This is a genomic window from Psychrobacter sp. A3 (assembly GCF_028823565.1).
GTDB classification, from domain to species: domain Bacteria; phylum Pseudomonadota; class Gammaproteobacteria; order Pseudomonadales; family Moraxellaceae; genus Psychrobacter; species Psychrobacter celer.
On record NZ_JAPEHS010000050.1, the window covers coordinates 1 to 18,549 of the forward strand.

The 18,549-nt window shown below is 45.9% G+C and carries 13 protein-coding genes; 8 read left to right on the top strand and 5 right to left on the bottom strand.

Annotated elements, in window-relative coordinates; genetic code table 11:
* Positions 1 to 210: 210 nt before the first annotated feature.
* The gene (locus tag NK638_RS08180; RefSeq protein WP_274632618.1) at positions 211 to 2,064 is read left to right on the top strand and encodes a hypothetical protein; all 1,854 of its coding nucleotides are present in this window, start codon (positions 211 to 213) and stop codon (positions 2,062 to 2,064) included.
* 295 nt (positions 2,065 to 2,359) lie between these two features.
* On the opposite strand, the gene NK638_RS08185 is transcribed toward NK638_RS08180, so the two are convergent.
* The gene (locus NK638_RS08185) at positions 2,360 to 3,253 is read right to left on the bottom strand and encodes a pirin family protein (protein WP_274632619.1); all 894 of its coding nucleotides are present in this window, start codon (positions 3,251 to 3,253) and stop codon (positions 2,360 to 2,362) included.
* A 132-nt stretch (positions 3,254 to 3,385) separates the two neighbouring features.
* Complete coding sequence (locus NK638_RS08190; protein ID WP_105244387.1) at positions 3,386 to 3,646, bottom strand: DUF1289 domain-containing protein; 261 nt, start codon at positions 3,644 to 3,646, stop codon at positions 3,386 to 3,388.
* 190 nt (positions 3,647 to 3,836) lie between these two features.
* Between NK638_RS08190 and NK638_RS08195 the strand changes: the two genes are divergently transcribed.
* The 3 genes from NK638_RS08195 to NK638_RS08205 all read left to right on the top strand — a co-directional run bounded on the left by NK638_RS08195 (position 3,837) and on the right by NK638_RS08205 (position 7,384).
* Positions 3,837 to 4,562, top strand: coding sequence for a YqiA/YcfP family alpha/beta fold hydrolase (locus tag NK638_RS08195; RefSeq protein ID WP_274632620.1), 726 nt, complete (start codon positions 3,837 to 3,839; stop codon positions 4,560 to 4,562).
* A gap of 110 nt (positions 4,563 to 4,672) precedes the next feature.
* The gene (gene parE, locus NK638_RS08200) at positions 4,673 to 6,559 is read left to right on the top strand and encodes a DNA topoisomerase IV subunit B (RefSeq protein WP_274632621.1); all 1,887 of its coding nucleotides are present in this window, start codon (positions 4,673 to 4,675) and stop codon (positions 6,557 to 6,559) included.
* Positions 6,560 to 6,688: 129 nt separating this feature from the next.
* Positions 6,689 to 7,384, top strand: coding sequence for a lysophospholipid acyltransferase family protein (locus NK638_RS08205; protein WP_201586911.1), 696 nt, complete (start codon positions 6,689 to 6,691; stop codon positions 7,382 to 7,384).
* Between the two features lie 171 nt (positions 7,385 to 7,555).
* On the opposite strand, the gene NK638_RS08210 is transcribed toward NK638_RS08205, so the two are convergent.
* Positions 7,556 to 8,308 carry an SDR family NAD(P)-dependent oxidoreductase gene (locus NK638_RS08210; RefSeq protein WP_274632622.1) on the bottom strand — a complete coding sequence of 251 codons (753 nt, stop codon included), beginning with the start codon at positions 8,306 to 8,308 and terminating at the stop codon, positions 7,556 to 7,558.
* Between the two features lie 306 nt (positions 8,309 to 8,614).
* On the opposite strand from NK638_RS08210, the gene NK638_RS08215 reads away from it, so the two are divergent.
* Entirely contained in the window at positions 8,615 to 10,075 is a 1,461-nt protein-coding gene (locus tag NK638_RS08215) for a hypothetical protein (RefSeq protein WP_274632623.1), read from the top strand.
* 136 nt (positions 10,076 to 10,211) lie between these two features.
* Here the strand turns inward: NK638_RS08215 and NK638_RS08220 are convergent, their stop codons facing one another.
* On the bottom strand, positions 10,212 to 11,930 hold the full coding sequence (locus NK638_RS08220) for a mechanosensitive ion channel (protein WP_274632624.1): 1,719 nt from the start codon (positions 11,928 to 11,930) through the stop codon (positions 10,212 to 10,214).
* A 460-nt stretch (positions 11,931 to 12,390) separates the two neighbouring features.
* Between NK638_RS08220 and NK638_RS08225 the strand changes: the two genes are divergently transcribed.
* Positions 12,391 to 13,122: an FKBP-type peptidyl-prolyl cis-trans isomerase gene (locus NK638_RS08225; RefSeq protein WP_201586917.1), complete on the top strand. Its 732-nt coding sequence runs from the start codon at positions 12,391 to 12,393 to the stop codon at positions 13,120 to 13,122.
* Positions 13,123 to 13,380: 258 nt separating this feature from the next.
* Here NK638_RS08225 and argA read toward each other — a convergent pair whose 3' ends face one another.
* A complete protein-coding gene (argA, locus tag NK638_RS08230) occupies positions 13,381 to 14,703 on the bottom strand; it encodes an amino-acid N-acetyltransferase (RefSeq protein ID WP_274632625.1) in 1,323 nt (440 codons plus the stop codon).
* 502 nt (positions 14,704 to 15,205) lie between these two features.
* Here argA and NK638_RS08235 point away from each other — a divergent pair.
* Positions 15,206 to 15,802 carry a hypothetical protein gene (locus tag NK638_RS08235; RefSeq protein WP_274632626.1) on the top strand — a complete coding sequence of 199 codons (597 nt, stop codon included), beginning with the start codon at positions 15,206 to 15,208 and terminating at the stop codon, positions 15,800 to 15,802.
* A gap of 426 nt (positions 15,803 to 16,228) precedes the next feature.
* Positions 16,229 to 18,544, top strand: a complete 2,316-nt coding sequence (recG, locus tag NK638_RS08240) for an ATP-dependent DNA helicase RecG (RefSeq protein WP_274632627.1) — start codon at positions 16,229 to 16,231, stop codon at positions 18,542 to 18,544.
* Positions 18,545 to 18,549 lie beyond the last annotated feature (5 nt).

Consider the following 18,549-nt stretch of genomic DNA (forward strand, 5'->3'; position numbering starts at 1 on the left):
AATGGTAGTGTGGCTCCGGCCATGTGAGAGTAGGTCATCGTCAGCTCCCTATTCCTAAAAGCCCCCAATACTTATGTGTTGGGGGCTTTTTTTATGGACTGTATCAATAATTTCTGTAATCTTTATTGTTAATACATTATGCTAATGCTAAGTTTATATGTATAAGCCGTTAATTTAAATTTATGCAAATTTAGAAAAGGAGAGGTTAACTTGATACTTGATTATGATGGGTGGTGTCGTAGGATTGACCTTCACTTCCGAGCACAATTTCCCCATTTAAATACTAGATTATTCAAAATTGATAATTACGAATACCAACTATTTTTAGTCGATTCTGTTGATAACTTTGAAAAAGTTAGCAGTATTTTTGATAACAAGATAAAAACCTTAACTGCCCCAATCAAACTAGTAATGAATATTCCACAAACTTACGAGTATGAGATTGAAAAAATTGTAGATGATGAGATTCCATCGAAATTTGAGGGTTATCCCTTTACTAATAATCAATTGTATAATCATATTCTTTCAATACATTCTGATGTCAAAGTAAGTAAGATTGAAGCAGATCATGATAACCGACTTATAGTTGTAGAACTTTCAAGGAGCTATGATTCAGCCATAATTGAAAGTATTGAAGAGACTGTAAATGCTCTAAAAAGTCCGTATTCTTTCGAAGTTAGAGGTGGAGGAGAGCTTACTTCAAAATTTCAAACTAATGATGAAGTATTTAATATTGCACCATCTCAATCTAAAAGTGAATTGAATTGTGCTTTTATTGAGAGGGACGAATCTTTGTGGTATGAAAATGTAGAGCAAATCTACAATGGCTCATACCAAAAAGCTGACTTATATTTCTACGATCCTAGTAAGACAGTGTGCTTCGTCAATTTTTCTAAGTTTCAGAATGCAAACTTAAGGAATCACTTATTATTATATGATGTAATCTATTGTGTTTTCCCATTAGTCGAGGAGATGTCGAAATTTCTGGAAGATCAGAAAATATCTAGAGAAGAAATACTAAGCTTAGTTAGAAGAGGAAGGCTAAAGATATTAAATATACAACCTGAGAGTAGGCTAGACTATGGTTTTATAAATGAGGTTTTTCAAGAAAATCCTTCATCTGTTGTAAGTAGAAGAGCATTATCAGCATTGTGCGCAATTGATTTAGTTGAAATGAATCAATCATATGTTTTAAGTGATCCTGAATTAGATAGTTATATTTATCCATTAATTCAAGAGATCTCCAGTTTAACAGGTAGAGATGTTTATACTACTAGTAACTTCTTACTATGGCCTAAGCAGGCTTTAAGGAAAAGCCTTGATTCATTAAATCAATCTGGTCCAATGGGAATAGCTAGATATGGGGTTAATAACCCTATAATGGATTCTTTACCTGTAGAAAATAAAGAAAAACTTGAATTTGAATTTACTGTACATAGTGATCAAATTCATCTTTCACATGCACTAAATGCAACATACTTTCCTTTTTATATTAATGGTGAAAAATACTCAGATCATCCTTATGCTCTTATAATGGGAAATATGCTCAACTTTTTTAAGAATTCAAACTATCATAATGTTTCTAAGCTATTTGATAGTGATCCTATAGTTCCTACGCGAAATCTTAGTTTAAGTTTAATATCAGCTTTCGATATTAATGATTATATTCCTATTTTAGAATTTGAAGAAGAGATTTCTAGTACCGTTGTTCGTAAGGGTATGAACTCATTATTTTCTGAACTGAACTTACTTGATAATGAAGAAAGATGTCAGCGTATTTCTGAATATAATACTGAGGTAGAAAAAGCTCTTAAGAACAAAAATGTATCTAAACATGCGTTGGATTTAGGAGAAGATGCATTGGGTCTTTTTCTGCCGTTCTTAGGTACTACTAAGAAATTGACGGCTGGGATTACTAAAAAGTCTATGCGAAAGTATTCAACGTTACAGAAAGTATCTGAATTTATCGAAGATAAGTCTTATGCAAAGTGTAGTGAAGATAGAAATATAAGTATTCTTTCTCAAGTAAATCGAGTGGCTCGATTAAAACGTAAATTTAAATAATAAAGTTTCCGACTCTAAATTCAGAATATATACCCTTAAAAACTATTTGATAGCCTTCAATCAAAACCTAAATGCTGACCTTTACGCCACCGCATTTGCTCAATTCGTAGTTTACGTGCGTGGATCATTCTAAGCACATTGTAGAGCTGCTCTTTACTCATTTTTTGCCCCAACTAGCGCTTAGTGTAGCTGTGCAAAGAGCGAAATCAAAAACCTTTCTCACAAAAAAAGCCCGTACTAACAAATAATACGGGCTTTCACATTTAATAGAGTATTTAACAAACTAGCCTAACGACTAAGCCTCTTCACCAAACTTACCACTTTGGAAATCAGTGACCGCTTGCATGATTTCTTGCTGACTGTTCATCACAAAGGGACCATATTGCACAATCGGCTCACGTAGTGGGCGACCCGTGATTAAGATCACTTTGGTATCCTCACTACTATCGGCTGTGATTGTAACGCCATCGGCATTTTTATCATTTTTTAAGATAGCCATGGTCTTAGTTGGTACTTCTCGACCTTCGATTTCTACTTTACCGCGATAGACAAAGGCAAACGCATTATGATCGGCTGGAATGGCTTGGCTAAAGCTCGTTCCTGCGGGTAGATGAATATCCAAATACGTCGGCTCAGTAATGTCGCGGGTGACTGCACCTTCTACGCCATGCGATCTACCTGCGATTACCGTAACGTCTACGCCATCTTCAGTTGTGTATTTAGGCAAGTCCTCACTTTGGAAGTCTTTATACCAAGGGTCATTCATTTTATCTTTGGCAGGTAGATTAAGCCACAGCTGAAAGCCTTCCATCGCGCCGTCTTCTTGTTCCGGTAGCTCTGAATGAATAACACCGCTCGCCGCTGTCATCCACTGCACGCCGCCGTTCTGTAATAACCCTTCGTTACCCGCGCTATCACGATGACGCATACGGCCTGTAATCATATAAGTAATGGTTTCAAAGCCGCGATGCGGGTGATTGGGGAACCCTGCGACATAATCATCTGGATTGTCACTTTTGAAGTTATCTAGCATTAAATACGGATCGAGGCGCTGTTGCAGCTGCTGCGTCAGTACGCGAGTGAGTTTAACACCAGCGCCGTCTTGGGTATCGACCCCAGCAAAAAGCTGCTCGATTTGACGCGATTGGGTAACGGTGTCTTTTACGCTATTTGTTGGGCTGTTATCCATTGTGCTCTCCTACATTTTTGACGGCTACTCGTATATATTTGAGGATATAGATATATATTTCAATAGCTACTATGTAGTTTTTCTATAATTATAAAAACTATTGTAAAATATAGGTTAATTGTTTTGAGCTAATTAAAACAACTCTCCTGTCTCAGCCGCTTCATTAAAATCAAAGCCTAGCTGCTCGTTTTTGCGCTGGCGCATCTGCTCGATACGCTGTCTGCGCCCATTGACCAGTCGTAGTACTTCACGGCGCTGTTCTGTCGTCATATCATGCCATAGCTGACGCTCTGTACGGCTACGCAGACAGCCAAAGCAATAGCCTTTTTTATTGCTTTGACAGACACCAATACAGGGATTGGCAATCTCGAACAGTTCAAACTGCTGACTCATGGCAGCTCCATTGCTATTGTCGTTAGTCCTTTTACTTATATCGTCGTATAGTCAGATACTGTTATTATGGCGCAAATACTGAATAATAGTGTGCCGTTTTAGTGTTATTGTTTTGCTTGCGGCAGTGCTATGCTGGATTTTTATTATCGAGATAAAACCATCTTAACAAAACCAATAAGTGAGATGATACGTGAATATTATTTATATCCATGGCTTAGACAGTGATGCCAATTCTATAAAAGGCTCACTATTAGAGGAGTATTGCCGCCAGTATGATCCCGATATCAAGGTGTTACGCCCCGATCTAAATAAGACGCCAGATCAAGTGTTTGACCAGATGCTGTCGTTAATCGATAGTGTGGCGAGCAAAAACACGCCAGATCAAGTGTTTGACCAGATGCTGTCGTTAATCGATAGTGTGGCGAGCAAAAATTCTCACGATCAAAATACGGTCTTGGTCGGTAGCTCATTAGGCGGGTATTTTGCTACGTTGCTCAGTAACCATACCGGCTGTCCGGCGCTTTTATTAAACCCTAGTATACAGCCGCATCAGACACTGCAGCGATTTAAGCATAGCACTGAGACTGAGGATGATGGTGCGAAGGACGAGAGTGCGAACGACGAGGCGTCTGAGGTGCTATACACCACTTTGGGTGGTTGGCGCATCACAAATGCTGATTTAAGGTGGTTTGCGTGCCATCAGCTATCGAGCCTTAACTATCCTAAAAAAGTAGTCGCGCTAATCAAAGAGGGTGATGAATTACTTAATAGCAGTCTTTCTGCCAACTTCTATAGGGAGCAAGGAGCGACGGTCAATATGCAAAAAGGCGGCGATCATCGCTTTAGTGATTTTAAAACACAATTGCCCAAAGTAATCGAGGTCATACAGCAACTGGTCAAAGGTCGCTTGGTTTAAAGAGACGACATTATCTGACGTGAGCGACTGAGTATTGACCTTAATGCTGTTATTTTTCGTTATAATGGCTGTATAGAATTCATCGTATATAAACAGTTAAGGATGCATTTGTGAGTCAATATAATGCGCAATCGTTAGAAGTTTTAGAAGGGCTGGAGCCGGTACGCCGTCGTCCTGGGATGTACACCGATACCACCCGTCCCAACCATTTGGCCCAAGAAGTCATCGATAACTCCGTCGATGAAGCGCTGGCAGGGTATGCCAAGACCATCAAAGTACAGCTGCATAGCGACGGCTCGCTATCGGTCGAAGATGATGGCCGCGGTATGCCAACCGATATCCATCCTGAGTTTGGTCAGTCAGGTATTGAGCTGATTTTGACGCGTCTACATGCAGGCGGTAAATTTTCGACCTCCAATTATGAGGTGTCGGGCGGGTTGCACGGTGTCGGTATCTCTGTGGTCAATGCCCTATCAACACGCGTTGAGGTGACGGTATGGCGCGATAGTACGCAGTTTGCGATGGCGTTTGAAAATGGCGCAGCGGTGACGCCGTTGACTAAGTCTGTCAGCTCCAACAAACGCAAACGTGGTACTCGGGTGCAATTTTGGGCCGATGGCAGTTTTTTTGATACGCCAAAATTCAATGTCAAACAGCTCAAACATAACCTAAAAGCCAAGGCGGTATTGGCCGCTGGTCTGACGATTGAGTTTGTCGATGATATCAATGACGAAAAAGTCGTTTGGCAGTTTACTGACGGGGTGGTTGAGTACCTCAGTGAGCAGCTAGATGGACTTGAGACCCTGCCACCTGAGCCATTTTATTATAATCATGAGGCAAAAGACGGCGAGCGCGCGGGTATTACCTTTGCTTTATCGTGGCTGCCTGAGGGTGGTACACCGATTCAAGAAAGCTATGTCAATTTGATTCCAACCGCGCAAGGCGGCACGCATGTCAATGGCCTACGTACTGGTATCTTAGAGGCGCTGCGCGAGTTTTGCGATATCCACAATCTACTGCCTCGCAATGTGAAGCTGACGGCAGAAGATGTGTGGGATGGGGTCAACTATATCCTATCGCTCAAGTTTTCTGAGCCGCAGTTTTCTGGTCAAACCAAAGAGCGTCTCTCGAGCCGTGAAGCTGCCGGTGCGGTGCAGACCCTCGCAAAAGATGCCTTTAGCCTATGGCTCAATCAGCATGCCGATATAGGCACTCAAATCGCCGAGCTGGCTATTAATAAAGCTGGTCGACGGCTCAAGTCTGCCAAAAAGGTCGCCCGTAAAAAAATCTCCCAAGGGCCTGCGCTACCAGGTAAGCTTGCCGATTGTCGCGGCGATCTGCGTGATGGGGCAGAGCTGTTTTTGGTTGAAGGCGACTCTGCGGGCGGCAGTGCCAAGCAAGCACGCGATCGACATTATCAAGCGATATTGCCGCTGCGTGGTAAGATTTTGAACACGTGGGAAGTGTCATCCGATACCGTGCTGTCGAGCCAAGAGATTCATGATATCGCCATCGCTATCGGTGTCGATCCAGCCTCAGATGATCTCTCTGAGCTGCGTTATGACAAGATATGTATCCTCGCCGATGCCGACTCTGATGGCCTACATATTGCTACCCTCATTTGTGCGTTGTTTGTCAAACACTTCCCAGCACTGGTGGATGCCGGGCATTTATTTGTCGCGATGCCGCCGCTATATCGAGTTGATGTCGGTCGCGAGGTACATTATGCGCTAGATGAGGGCGAGCTTGAGTATATTTTAGCGGGCGTACCGGGGAATAAAAAAGCGCAAATTACTCGCTTTAAGGGACTCGGTGAGATGAGCGCTGAGCAGTTACGTGAGACCACCATGAACCGCGATACGCGGCGTCTGGTGCAGCTGGATATGGATGACATGATACTGACCAATGGCGTAATGGATATGCTACTGGCCAAAAAACGCGCTGCCGATCGCAAGTCGTGGTTAGAGAATAAAGGTAATTTAGCAGACATACCGTGATGTATGTCATCGATCGCTCGCCCGTGCGCCAGTGTCTGCCGAGCGCCTATGCAATAAAAGTATAAAAGATAATCTCGCCCGATAAGCTTAATGTTATGATATGGCTATCTTTAATTATATGGTGCCGTCATGACATCGACGTTATTTAATCGTGCTAAATCGGGCCGCTCTGAGTCTGCACGAGTCAAAGCATTACCAAAACTTAGCAAAAAGCATCTGGGTGATTTGGTACCAAGACGGGGCAATAAGTTTGCGCCTGTCCTTGCTTCTGCCTTACTCAAAGCAGCTGGCTGGCGTACAGTCGGCGAGGTGCCCAATATCCCACAAGCGGTGGTGTTGGCACTGCCTCATACTTCAAATGTCGATGGTATTTATGCCATTCCAAGCCTATTTGCGCTGGATCTTAAGATCAGTATTTTGGGCAAACATACTTTGTTTAAAGCACCTGTCTTTGCCCAGCTGTTAAATTGGATAGGCGTGATTCCGATTGATCGGGGCAACAAAGGCTCGGTATTACAAGCGAGTATCGATAAGTTTAAAACCGGTCAGCCGCTGTTTTTGGGTTTGGCACCAGAGGGCACGCGCCAGTACACCAAAGGCTGGAAGTCGGGATTTTATTACTTGGCAATGGGTGCGGGCGTGCCTATATTGCCAGTGGCGATGGATTATAAAACCAAAGAGATACGTTTTATGTCGCCCATTTATCCGAGTGGCGATATCGACGCTGATTTGCCAAAAATTTATGCGCAGTATAAAGGGGTGGTGCCCAGACATCCTGAGCGCTTGTCGCAGCCTCTGCAAGACATCAATCGCGCGACAGATTAAACGCTATGGGTTCTGATACGCCGCACAGGCTTTGAGGTTTTATATATAACCAGCCCCTGATATCTGATGATATCAAGGGCTGTTTTTTATGAGAAAGACAAGAAGCGCTGGCTATTAGCGAGCGAGGTAACAGTAATTATGAGGTTTGATGGTGTTTGATTGATGGCTGGATCAAAACTGCGGTTGGCCGTTTGAGGCACTGACGCCGCCATCGACGGGTAAGTTGACCCCCGTGATCATCGCCGCGTCGTGACTGGCCAAAAAAGTAATGGCGGCGGGGCGACAGCGCGCCAAAAATTTATCGGTTTTATTGTCGTTGTCTTGAATGGCGCTGCTCATGTCAGTTTTGGTAACGCTAGGATTGACCGCATTGACCCGCACGCCATCTGGCCCATGGTCTAAGGCTAGCGTGCGGGTGAGGTTGGTCACTCCGGCTTTGGCAGCGTTATAAGCGGCCATGTTCCAGTCGCCGCCGACCCCTGAGAGCGAGGAGACATTGACGATGTTGCCCTTGGTCGCAATCAGATGCGGCATGGCGGCTTGCGAGACATAAAACGTACCATTTAGATTGACATCGATGGCAGCTCGCCAGTCTTCGGCTGACAAGTCAGTGATTTTCCCTTGCATGGCTTTGCCAGCGTTATTTACCAAGATATCAATCTGTTCAAACTTATCGACGGCGCGTTTGATCATCTCTTGTACTTGGCTTTGTATGCTGATATCACAAGTGATGGTCAGATAGTTATCGGTATGAATCCACGTACGGTCTTGTGGAAACTCTTTTGCAGTCTCTTCTAAGGTTTCAGCGGTACGACCGACCAAGACGACATTGGCACCTTCTTGGGCAAAACGAATAGCAGTCGCCCGGCCAATACCTGAGCCTGCGCCTGTGACGATGACGGTTTTTTCTTTAAAGCGTTTCATGGTATTCAATCCTTGTTATTATATGACAATCATGGGTGATGTGAGCCGAGTATCCTTGAGGTGTCAGATGTGACAGATGCTGAGAGGGTAAAAGACCATCAACTGTATCGAGTCGCGTCTGGCTCATCTCGTCAAATCCCTAAACTATAGAAAGATGCGCATAAGCGCTGCTGTGCTGATATCATCATAACAACTCATTGCGGTGAAAGCGACTGTGTCTCATGACGCTTATGTTGTTTAATTTTTCATAATATTTAGGGCGTGTTGAGCACGCCATAATCATAAAAGGTTGAAACGGTGGCGGATTTGACTGACCTAACTGAGGATCTGGCTTGCTACCTGCAGGGCGCAGCGGCAGGCGTAAGCGTTGGTGATATGCAAGCAGTGACGCGTCAATATAACGCCTACTATGACGCGCGGCAATCTTGCTATCAGCTGCCGCTTGGGCGGTTGCAACGGCTGGATCTGACACTGTATCTACCAAGGCATAGTAGCGCAAAGACTATTAAGTCGGCGCGAACGGCGACGCTAAAGGCGGTGCTGGCATGGTATAAGACTTCTTGCGTCGCGGATAGCAATGACAATCAACATAAGCATGATCGAAGCGATAACGGTCAAAGCGATGATCAAAGCGATACTCAAAATCATGACAAGAAAAGCCGCCGCGATGTATTGATCTTTGATATCGTCTTTTTTGATGAGACAGAGATGAGCGCTGATATACCGACACTCTCACCGAAACAGCACTTAGCAAATCGCCTGACGCATCATTTTGATACTGCTTATTTTATGGAAGATTTGGTCATCGATATGAGTGGTGAGCCGCGGCCGCTACAAATCTTCAGTCACGCTGACTGGCAGAAGCTGTCGTCAACGCTACAGACGCCTTGTGAGCTATGGCGGTTTTTGTGCCATCATTTACAGCAGCTCCAGCAGTCACTTAGCGATCAGCGCGCACATTTTGAGGGGGTGGCAGATTTGGTCACTCAGTTTTTGTACAGCCCGTCTGTATTTACTCATGCCATCACCCTTGATAATGCTCTTATAAAAGCGGGCGTGCAAGATGCGCCCAATGCGGCATTGATCGCCATGACACTGGCGCACAAAAATCAAAGTGCGACAGCGCAGATGTATCAGCAGCACATGGCACAAGCTGCCACACTATGGTCACAGCTAAGCGGCCAGATGATAGCGATGTGCCGTGATGAGCGACTGAAAAATAGTGCCCAAATGTCCTCAGAGGTTGATTTTTTATATTGGCAGCAGCAGCTACTCGACGAGTCATTGTTTTCACGTCATGAGCTGGTACGCACTTTATACCGACATCCAAAACAACCAGACAACCTAAAAAGCGCCGGTTACGTGGTACATCAGCACTCGTATGAGAGTCTGGGTCGGCATTATGTGCTGATATTTTATGGCCAAAATCAGGAGGGGCAGCATAGCAAACAAGCCATTCAGCCAAACTTGGCAAAAATTGCTCAAGATGTGGCTACGCGCTTACCGATAGCAGCGCTGCATCATGTCATTATCTTGGGGGTGGAATTTATCAATGAAGGGCAAGAAACCTTTATCGATATTGATTTGTGGATCCAACCCGTTGCGACCATGACCCAGCGTGAGCGCCAACTCACCAAACAGATACAACAGCTGCAACAGCAAAAAATGTCAGTGGCAGGCACTTCTGCGGATAACGACCGTCCAGCAGAAGCCCTGCCGCAAGTTCGCTTGAATCTTACCATTCCTGCTCGTAAAAGTAATAAATAGCACTATTGATAGCGACTGATAGGTATAAAACACACATTTATGCCTACAAAAAAAAGACAGCCTAAGCTGTCTTTTTTGGTTTGAGTGAGCATAAAACTGATGAATTTATCTCAAGAACACATATTTCGAGAGCAAACTATTTATTATTGATATCGTCGTTTAGACCGCTACCTGGTAGCAAGTTGTTATTGTCGATATCTGCATCAGTGATACTACCATCGGTAACATCGTTATCGATATCAGCGGTGTCGATAGCATCGGTATCGACGCGAGTGGTATCGACGACATCAGTGTGAGTATCAGTGCTCTTTGTTGCCGCTGATGGGGTGTTTTCGCGGACAGAGTCAGCAAACTTCTCACGAGTTGATGCGCTCGGCTGTAGCGTAGACTTGGCTTTGGCTTCCTCTTGCTCCTTGTCCATTTTGTCCTGCATCTTACGTAAGAAGCGAGCGGCTGCTTCTTGACCACCAAGACCGAACGAGAGAGCAAAGGCTACGGCAACTGCGCCTAGTGTCAGACCAAAGGCTAGGTTGACGATAGAGTCAGCAATGCCCATCGCTTTTAGACCCATAGCAAGTACGAGACCCATGATCAAGACGCGCACGATGTTTGCTAAGAACTGTGAGCCTTGCTCAGAGCGCTCCACCACACCAGCGATGATGTTGGCAAGCCAAAAGCCGATGAACAGAATAATCGCGCCCAAGATAATATTGGCACCAAAGGCGATAAACATCGCAATGATGGCTGAGATTGGCTCAAAGCCTAATAAATCTGCGGCAGCGATAGCGGCAAATAGCATGGCAAAAAAGACAATGGCATAGCCGACAAGATCAGAGACTTTCTTATCACCCATGGTTTCTTGTAGGCCAACCTTGGCAGGTATCTGATTGATCTCTGTGTTTTCAATCAAACCTTTGATGATATTGGCAACCATACGCACCACATAAAACGTCACCACTAAGATAGCTGCTGCCATAAAGATGTTTGGCAACGCTTCCATGATTTTGTTTAGCATATTGGTCGCTGGGCGCGCAATTACTTCGATTTTTAAAGCGTTTAAGGCCGCGATAATCGTCGGGATAATCACCACTAAAAACGCCAAAGACCCTGCAATATTCGGCAGGCTGTTTTTTTCGCTCAAGCCAGCTTTTGAGGCCAGCTCTTGTATATTAAAGGTAGACACAAGATTGGTGACGATACCGCGCACCACTTTTGCAATGATGTAGCCGACGACAAACACCACGCCAGCAATGATGATGTTAGGGATAAAGCTAAAGATTTTATCAACCATGTTGGTCAATGGCGCAAACAAACCATCAAGCTCTAATTGACCGAGTACCATGGTCAATACCACCAATAAGATGAACCAATAAACCATATCGGCTATCGTGCTGCTCATGGGTTTTACGCCTGCTTGTGCGCTTAGGCGCTCATCCATCGAGGTTTTAGCAAGGGCGGCATTGATAGCGGTACGTGCCACAGTGGCGATGACCCAACCGATCACCCCAACAGCGATAGCGCCGATCAGATTAGGGATAAAGGCCAGCACTTGATTGACCATATTGGCAAATGGCGTCGAAATGGAGTTCAGATTCAATTGGTTCAACGCTCCAGAAATGGCGATGATAAAGATAAACCAAAATACGATTTTAGAGATGATGCCTTCTAAATCGTAGGTTTTGCCGGTTGAAGAATTCATGCGTTGGTTGAGATTCACCTTAGACAATACATTGCGAACCAAAGCCGCGATACCCAGTGCGACAAGCCAACCAATAATAAATATCAAAATAGCCCCAATGATGGAACCAATAGGCCCACCCAGATAACCGTTAAAAGACGCATACATTGGATTCATCTTATCCTCCTTTAATCATCATATAAAAGCCGCCAAACGATAGGCTAGATACTGCTATCAGCGAGCGAAACCAACATAGATGGTTATGATAAATAGTTTTTTTAAGTCAGTTATACGGCGATATTATAATTTTTAAGTGTAAAAATTCATCGAAAAAACATCGGCTTACCTTGTACCAACTGCTGTACTACCAATGTCGTATCATCCATGATAAAGAGTTACACTCGGTTACTTATCACCTCAACTCATTCAGCTTAGCTGATGTATTAGGGGATTTAAAGATAGAAAGCTTAACGTGTTACTGTATTTGTGTGATAACTTGTTATCGTGATAGGAAATATTAACACAGACTGTACATTCGCCCGATAATTTTTTGCCAAACATGGCTCCTAAAACCAAGATTTGCTATCATAGGAACATGTGACATCTTGCCACTATTCTTACAATTTGAGAGTACTTTATGAAAAAAATCACTACCTTAAGCGTTGGTGCACTTGCTAGCGCTATGTTGTTAGTTACAGGCTGTAGCACCAATAACGGCAATCAAGAAACCGCGGCGCAAAGCATCTCAATCACTGAGCAAAGCTCGGCGAACGAAAAAGTAGGCTATAGCTTGGGTTATATGATGGCCGAAGGTAATAAAGAAGCGGTCGGTGATCTAAATCTTGATACTTTTGAGCAAGGCTTTCGCGATGGCTATGAAGGCAACGACTCAGCACTGACCCAAGAGCAGATGCAACAAGTCTTGATGGATTATCAAAAAGAGCAAGAAGAAAAGTTTGTTAAAGACATGGAAGCCAAAGCTACAGAAAACAAAGCGGCAGGCGAAGCCTTTTTAGCAGAAAACGCTAAGAAAGAAGGTGTAAAAGAAACCTCTTCTGGTCTGCAGTACAAGGTCATCAAAGCAGGTACAGGCAAATCACCAAAAGCCACCGATGTGGTCGAAGTCAATTACGAAGGTAAGCTGATCGACGGTACAGTATTTGATAGCTCATACGAGCGCGGCGAGCCAATTGAGTTCCCGCTCAATCAAGTCATCGCGGGCTGGACAGAAGGTCTGCAGCTGATGAAAGAGGGCGGCAAATACGAGTTTTATATCCCATCAGACATCGCGTATGGTGAAGCGGGTAACGCGGGTATCGAGCCAAACAGCACGCTTATCTTTACGGTTGAGCTATTAAACGTAAAGTAACGCATTAGGGGCATTCATTGCTTTTAGTGTTATGTTCGACATTGATAGGCTGATACCTGTGCGAGATTGTCTCTAGCAGGTGTCATTTATAAGGCATTACTTATAAAGTGCCATTTGTAAAGCGACATTGATAAAGTATAGTCAGCTCGCTATAAAAAATTATCCTATCGCTTTTTAGTATTGATAAAAAAGCCCTCGTTTATAAATGAGGGCTTTTTTGATTTGGCGCGGCAGTTGACTAAAGCCTGCCTAGATTAATTATAAGGTTTTTTGAAAGACCTTAGAGTTACGACCATTGTTGTACTTTTCGCGGCGCGCAGCGGGCAGAGCGCTGGCATCGACTTCGGCAAAACCGTGCTCGACAAACCAATGGGCGGTGCGAGTCGTCAAGACAAAGAGCTTGTGTAGGCCATGGCTACGTGCTTGCTGCTCGATAAACGCCAGCAAATCATTGCCGCGGCTGCCATTACGGTATTCGGCATGGACGGCGACGCAAGCGACCTCTGCTGAGTCGTCATCGAGTGGGTATAAAGCGGCGCAGCCTAAAATCATGCCATCACGCTCGATGACGCTGTAGTTGTCGATTTCTTGCTCGAGGCGCTCACGCGAGCGAGCCACCAAGATGCCTTGCTCTTCAAGTGGCGTCAAAAGCTCGAGCAGGCCGACCACGTCATCGATGTTGGCGTGGCGGATCTCTTCATAAGGGTCGTGGCTGATTAGGGTGCCAGAGCCATCACGGGTGAACAGCTCTTCGAGGAGTGCGCCGTTTTTGGCGTATGAGATGATGTGCGTGCGATGGACACCTTGACGGCAAGCCACACTGGCACAGTGTAAGAAATAATTGATCTCACAGTTTAGGTCACGGTCGCGTAAGAAGCGATCGACTTCGTTTGGAATCATCTCTCGTAGCAAGCGATCATTGTCATTGATGCCGGCTTCTTCTCCTAAGAAAATAAGCTTATCGGCACCCAAGCTCACTGCGGTGCTAAGCGCCACGTCTTCAGCGAGCAAATTAAACACTTCGCCTGTCGCTGAGTAGCCCATCGAGCCCAATATCACGATATGGTCGTGGAGCAGATTGTTTTTGATGGCTTCGACGTCGATCGAGCGTACTTCGCCTGTCATTTGGTAGTCGACGCCATCACGGACGCCATAAGGCCGCGCTGTGACGAAGTTGCCAGAGACCGCATCGATACGAGAGCCGTACATGGGCGAGTTGGCCAAGCCCATCGATAGCTGCGCTTCGATCTGTAGGCGGATGGCACCGACTGCCTGTAAGATGGCAGGCATCGCTTCTCGCGGCGTGACACGAATATCTTGATGCAGGGGCGAGGTGATGGCAGCGTCTTTTAAGTTTTTTTCGATTTGTGGCCTAGAGCCATGCACCAGCACCAGCTTGATACCTAAGCTATGGAGTAAGGCAAAGTCATGGATTAGAGTGCTAAAATTTGGATGGTTGACCGCTTCACCACCAAACATAATCACGAACGTTTTGCCGCGATGCGTATTGATGTAAGGGGCTGAGTTGCGAAACCAATGAACGTATTCAGGATTGATCTGTGGCATGGCGCTAGTAGTCATAATAGGGGCAGTAGTGGTTAGAATAAAAAAGGCGCGGCAAACAAGCCGATCGCTAAAGAATTACCATAGCAAAAAACGCCGTTATGAGCCATCTTTTATTTCAGTGGTGTTTATCATTTTCAGAGCTGATGCACTATATACACAACCGCAACACGGGGCTTATGTACACCCATAGGGTTTTTGCTATGCTAAACGCTATTGCTTTACAGACCGTGAACGAAGATAATCAAGAAAAATAAATGCCGCCTTTGGCATGCAACTATAGTAGATTCAATTTAAAAATGTTATAGCGCTACTGGTATAAATTTTCCTTGCGTGCTGTATATAAAGAGGCTGCGAAAAATTCATTCCAGTAGCGCTTTGGAACTTATGACAGTTTTGTTTTGAACTGACTATATACTGCCCAATGCCGGAGAGCCACGCGCGCATCAATAGATGAGCGAGCGTCATACCGATAGTGAAGCGGTAGCGCGGCGTTTTATCGATATATCAACGAGGGATAATGAACACCATGAAAAAAAACAACCACTTTGCCAGTCCATTTAGCGCATGGAGCGGACATCGCTTATTTCACGTTGTTGCTGGTACGCTTATCGGCGCAATGGTCGTCACGCAAGCCTCTGCCATGTTGCCAACGCCAGAGCAGACGGTAGACGCTTCAGCTGCGGTACAAACGAGTACTAGCAACGCCGGTAACTCAAGCGCTCAAGCAGTCACTAGTAAAATCACCGCCTCTTTGGTCAGTGTCGATGCCAATGGCGAAGAAGTACTGGTACCGGTCAATGCCAACACCCGCCTGCAGTCAGGCAACGTGCTGGAGTATCAAGGGTACTTTACCAATACCAACGCTGACCGCGTGCGTAAGATGACCGTGACCATGACCATACCTGAGCAGGTCGAGCTGTTGCGTACAGTAGCACCTGATTTTCCATACGGCAGCGTCGATGGTAACACCTTTGCTCGCATGCCACTGCGTACTCGCGTAGACAATCAACTGGTCGATGTCGATCTCAAGCATTACAAAGCCGTACGCTGGGATTTGCAGGGCGTCGGTCTCAATGACACCGTGGCAGTAAAATATCGCGCGCGCGTCAAGTAGCTTTGTAGCCGGCGATGATGATATGACTGCTCGTTAAGTCATGGCATCACATTATTTATATAGTCATTTTTATAGTGTATTAACTATAGATAAATGAATAAAAAGCACTGCAATGTATCAATTGTGGTGCTTTTATTGTATTAGGCATCTTTGCAGCACGTGCGCACGACACGCCCTAGTCCGTTCAAAATAAAGTGGTTATCTGTTTAAGCATGCGACTGAATCGAAGGCACGTAGTACGCAAGTAAAGTTTATACCAGTAGCGCTATGTCATTGTTAGAGGGGGTCGACTGCTAGATACCGTGTTATCAAATCGCTTGGCATAATCGATGGTGTTGTCAGTTATAATAAAATCAGTCAGTGATTTATAGTGTGATGATAATACTTGCTTTTGTCGATGGAAATAAAAAATTGTTAGGATCTTCGATGACCACATCCGCCAATCAGTCCCTCAGTCATTTTACCGCACCTGCACGGCCAGCAGGCGCAGTCTCGCCATTAGATATGCCAGTGACAGCGCTGGCGGGTGTTGGGACAAAGGTCGCTGCGCAGTTGGCGCAGTTGAATATCAAGCGGATATTTGATCTGCTGCTCCACCTGCCGCGTGATTATGAAGATCGTAGCCACTTGGTGGCCATCGCTGATGTGGAGCACGGGCAAGCAGCGTTGATTACGGGACGTGTGGTGCATGTCGATACCAAACGAAATGGCATGACCGTCATTGTCGATGACGATACGGGCACGATTTCTCTGCGATTTTTTAAGGTCTATCGTGGTCTTGCTCAGACCATGAGTGTAGGTACGCGGCTGCAACTGTTTGGTGAAGTCAAAGTCAGCCGCTATGGCAAGCAGATGCACCATCCTGAATATCAGGTGCTAAATGATAGTACTGCCATCACCAATACCGGCCTGCAACCCATTTATCCTACTTTCAAAGGCCTGCATCAAAACAAATTGCGCACCTTGATTAAGCTGGCACTCCAGACGGTGCGCAGCCAAGGTCTGCCGATGACGCTATTTACGCCAGCGGATTTTGCGGTGGTGGCAGATTTGCCGTTGGTGCCTTTTGTGCCAAAACCAGCAGTGACCGCAGAGATAGACTATCCAGACGATATATTTTCAACGCTTGCGCGGCGTGTGCCAGATCATACTCTAGCTCATGGTGCCGATGAGTCCAGCAGCGCTGCTAGTACGGCCAATAATAATGTCTATAACTTGACGATATTTGAAGCATTGGTCCTGCTGCATACCCCGCCCACTTATACCGATGCCAGACAGCAATATCAGCTGCTGACTCAGCTCAGCGCTCGTAGCCACGCGGCGTGTCAGCGCCTTATCATTGAGGAGTTGACCGCCCATCAGTTAAGCTTGCTATATCGTCGCCAGCAGTTACATCAGTACAAAGCGCCCAAATGTGCCGCTCACAGCCCTTTGGCTGACAAGCTGTTTGCCGCGTTGCCGTTTGATTTGACCGGTGCGCAGCGGCGCGTGCTCACAGACATTACCACAGATATGGCAACGTCGATCCCCATGCTCAGGCTAGTGCAGGGCGATGTGGGCGCTGGCAAGACATTGGTTGCCGCAGGCGCGGCGGGCTATGCGCTCGATAGTGGCTGGCAGGTGGCCGTCATGGCACCGACCGAGATTTTAGCAGAGCAGCATCTGTTAAATTTTAAACAGTGGTTTGAGCCATTAGGCATCGGTGTGGGCTGGCTGGCGGGCAAGCAAACCGCCAAGCAGCGCCGCGAAGCGCTAGAGGCAGTAAGTGAAAACACCGTGCAAGTGGTGGTCGGTACTCATGCGCTGTTTCAGGAGCAAGTGCAATTTGCCAAACTGGGCTTGGTCATTATCGATGAGCAGCATCGTTTCGGCGTCGAGCAACGCATGGCGCTCACTAATAAAGGCGTGGCAGGCAGTACGCCGCATCAGCTGATCATGACCGCGACTCCTATTCCGCGTACGCTGGCGATGAGTGTCTATGGTGATATGGATACCTCTATTATCGATGAGCTGCCACCGGGACGCACGCCCATCACCACCGTGACGATTGACCGTAATCGCCGTGATGAAGTGATTGAGCGTATTGCGGTGAACTGTGCTGCAGGGAAGCAGGCGTATTGGGTATGCTCGTTGGTTGAGGAGTCGAGCGTGCTTGATGCGCAAGCGGCAGAAGCGACGTTTGAAGATTTAAGTGCACGCTTAGATATTCGTATCGGGCTGGTGCATGGCAAAATGAAACCTGCTGATAAGCAAGCCATCATGCAGGAGTTTAAAGCAGGCAATCTTGATTTATTGATTGCCACCACTGTCATCGAAGTCGGTGTCGATGTGCCCAATGCCTCGCTGATGGTCATCGAAAATGCCGAACGTCTGGGGCTATCGCAGCTGCATCAGTTGCGCGGCCGCGTTGGACGTGGCTCAACCAAGAGTTTCTGCGTCTTACTGTATCAAAAGCCTTTATCAGAGAAGGGCACTGAGCGGCTAAATGTGCTGCGAGATAGCACTGATGGTTTTGTCATTGCCCAAAAAGACTTGGAGCTGCGCGGACCAGGCGAGCTGCTGGGCAAACGACAAACAGGCAATGTCGGCTATTATTTGGCTGATTTGATTCGCGATGAGCAGTTATTTGCTGTTGCGCAGCGCTTGGCCAAGCATCTGATTGCAGATCCTGCGCGCAAAGCTGACGTCAGCCAATTAATACACCGCTGGATGCCGGAGGCCAGCCGTTATACCAATGCTTGAGGCGC

Excerpts from the sequence above, each read along its gene's own strand:
- NK638_RS08185 (WP_274632619.1), bottom strand. The coding sequence starts at position 3,253 with ATGGATAACAGCCCAACAAATAGCGTAAAAGACACCGTTACCCAATCG.
- NK638_RS08210 (WP_274632622.1), bottom strand. The coding sequence starts at position 8,308 with ATGAAACGCTTTAAAGAAAAAACCGTCATCGTCACAGGCGCAGGCTCA.
- recG (WP_274632627.1), top strand. The coding sequence starts at position 16,229 with ATGACCACATCCGCCAATCAGTCCCTCAGTCATTTTACCGCACCTGCA.
- NK638_RS08220 (WP_274632624.1), bottom strand. The coding sequence starts at position 11,930 with ATGAATCCAATGTATGCGTCTTTTAACGGTTATCTGGGTGGGCCTATT.
- argA (WP_274632625.1), bottom strand. The coding sequence starts at position 14,703 with ATGACTACTAGCGCCATGCCACAGATCAATCCTGAATACGTTCATTGG.
- NK638_RS08225 (WP_201586917.1), top strand. The coding sequence starts at position 12,391 with ATGAAAAAAATCACTACCTTAAGCGTTGGTGCACTTGCTAGCGCTATG.
- NK638_RS08235 (WP_274632626.1), top strand. The coding sequence starts at position 15,206 with ATGAACACCATGAAAAAAAACAACCACTTTGCCAGTCCATTTAGCGCA.
- NK638_RS08205 (WP_201586911.1), top strand. The coding sequence starts at position 6,689 with ATGACATCGACGTTATTTAATCGTGCTAAATCGGGCCGCTCTGAGTCT.
- NK638_RS08190 (WP_105244387.1), bottom strand. The coding sequence starts at position 3,646 with ATGAGTCAGCAGTTTGAACTGTTCGAGATTGCCAATCCCTGTATTGGT.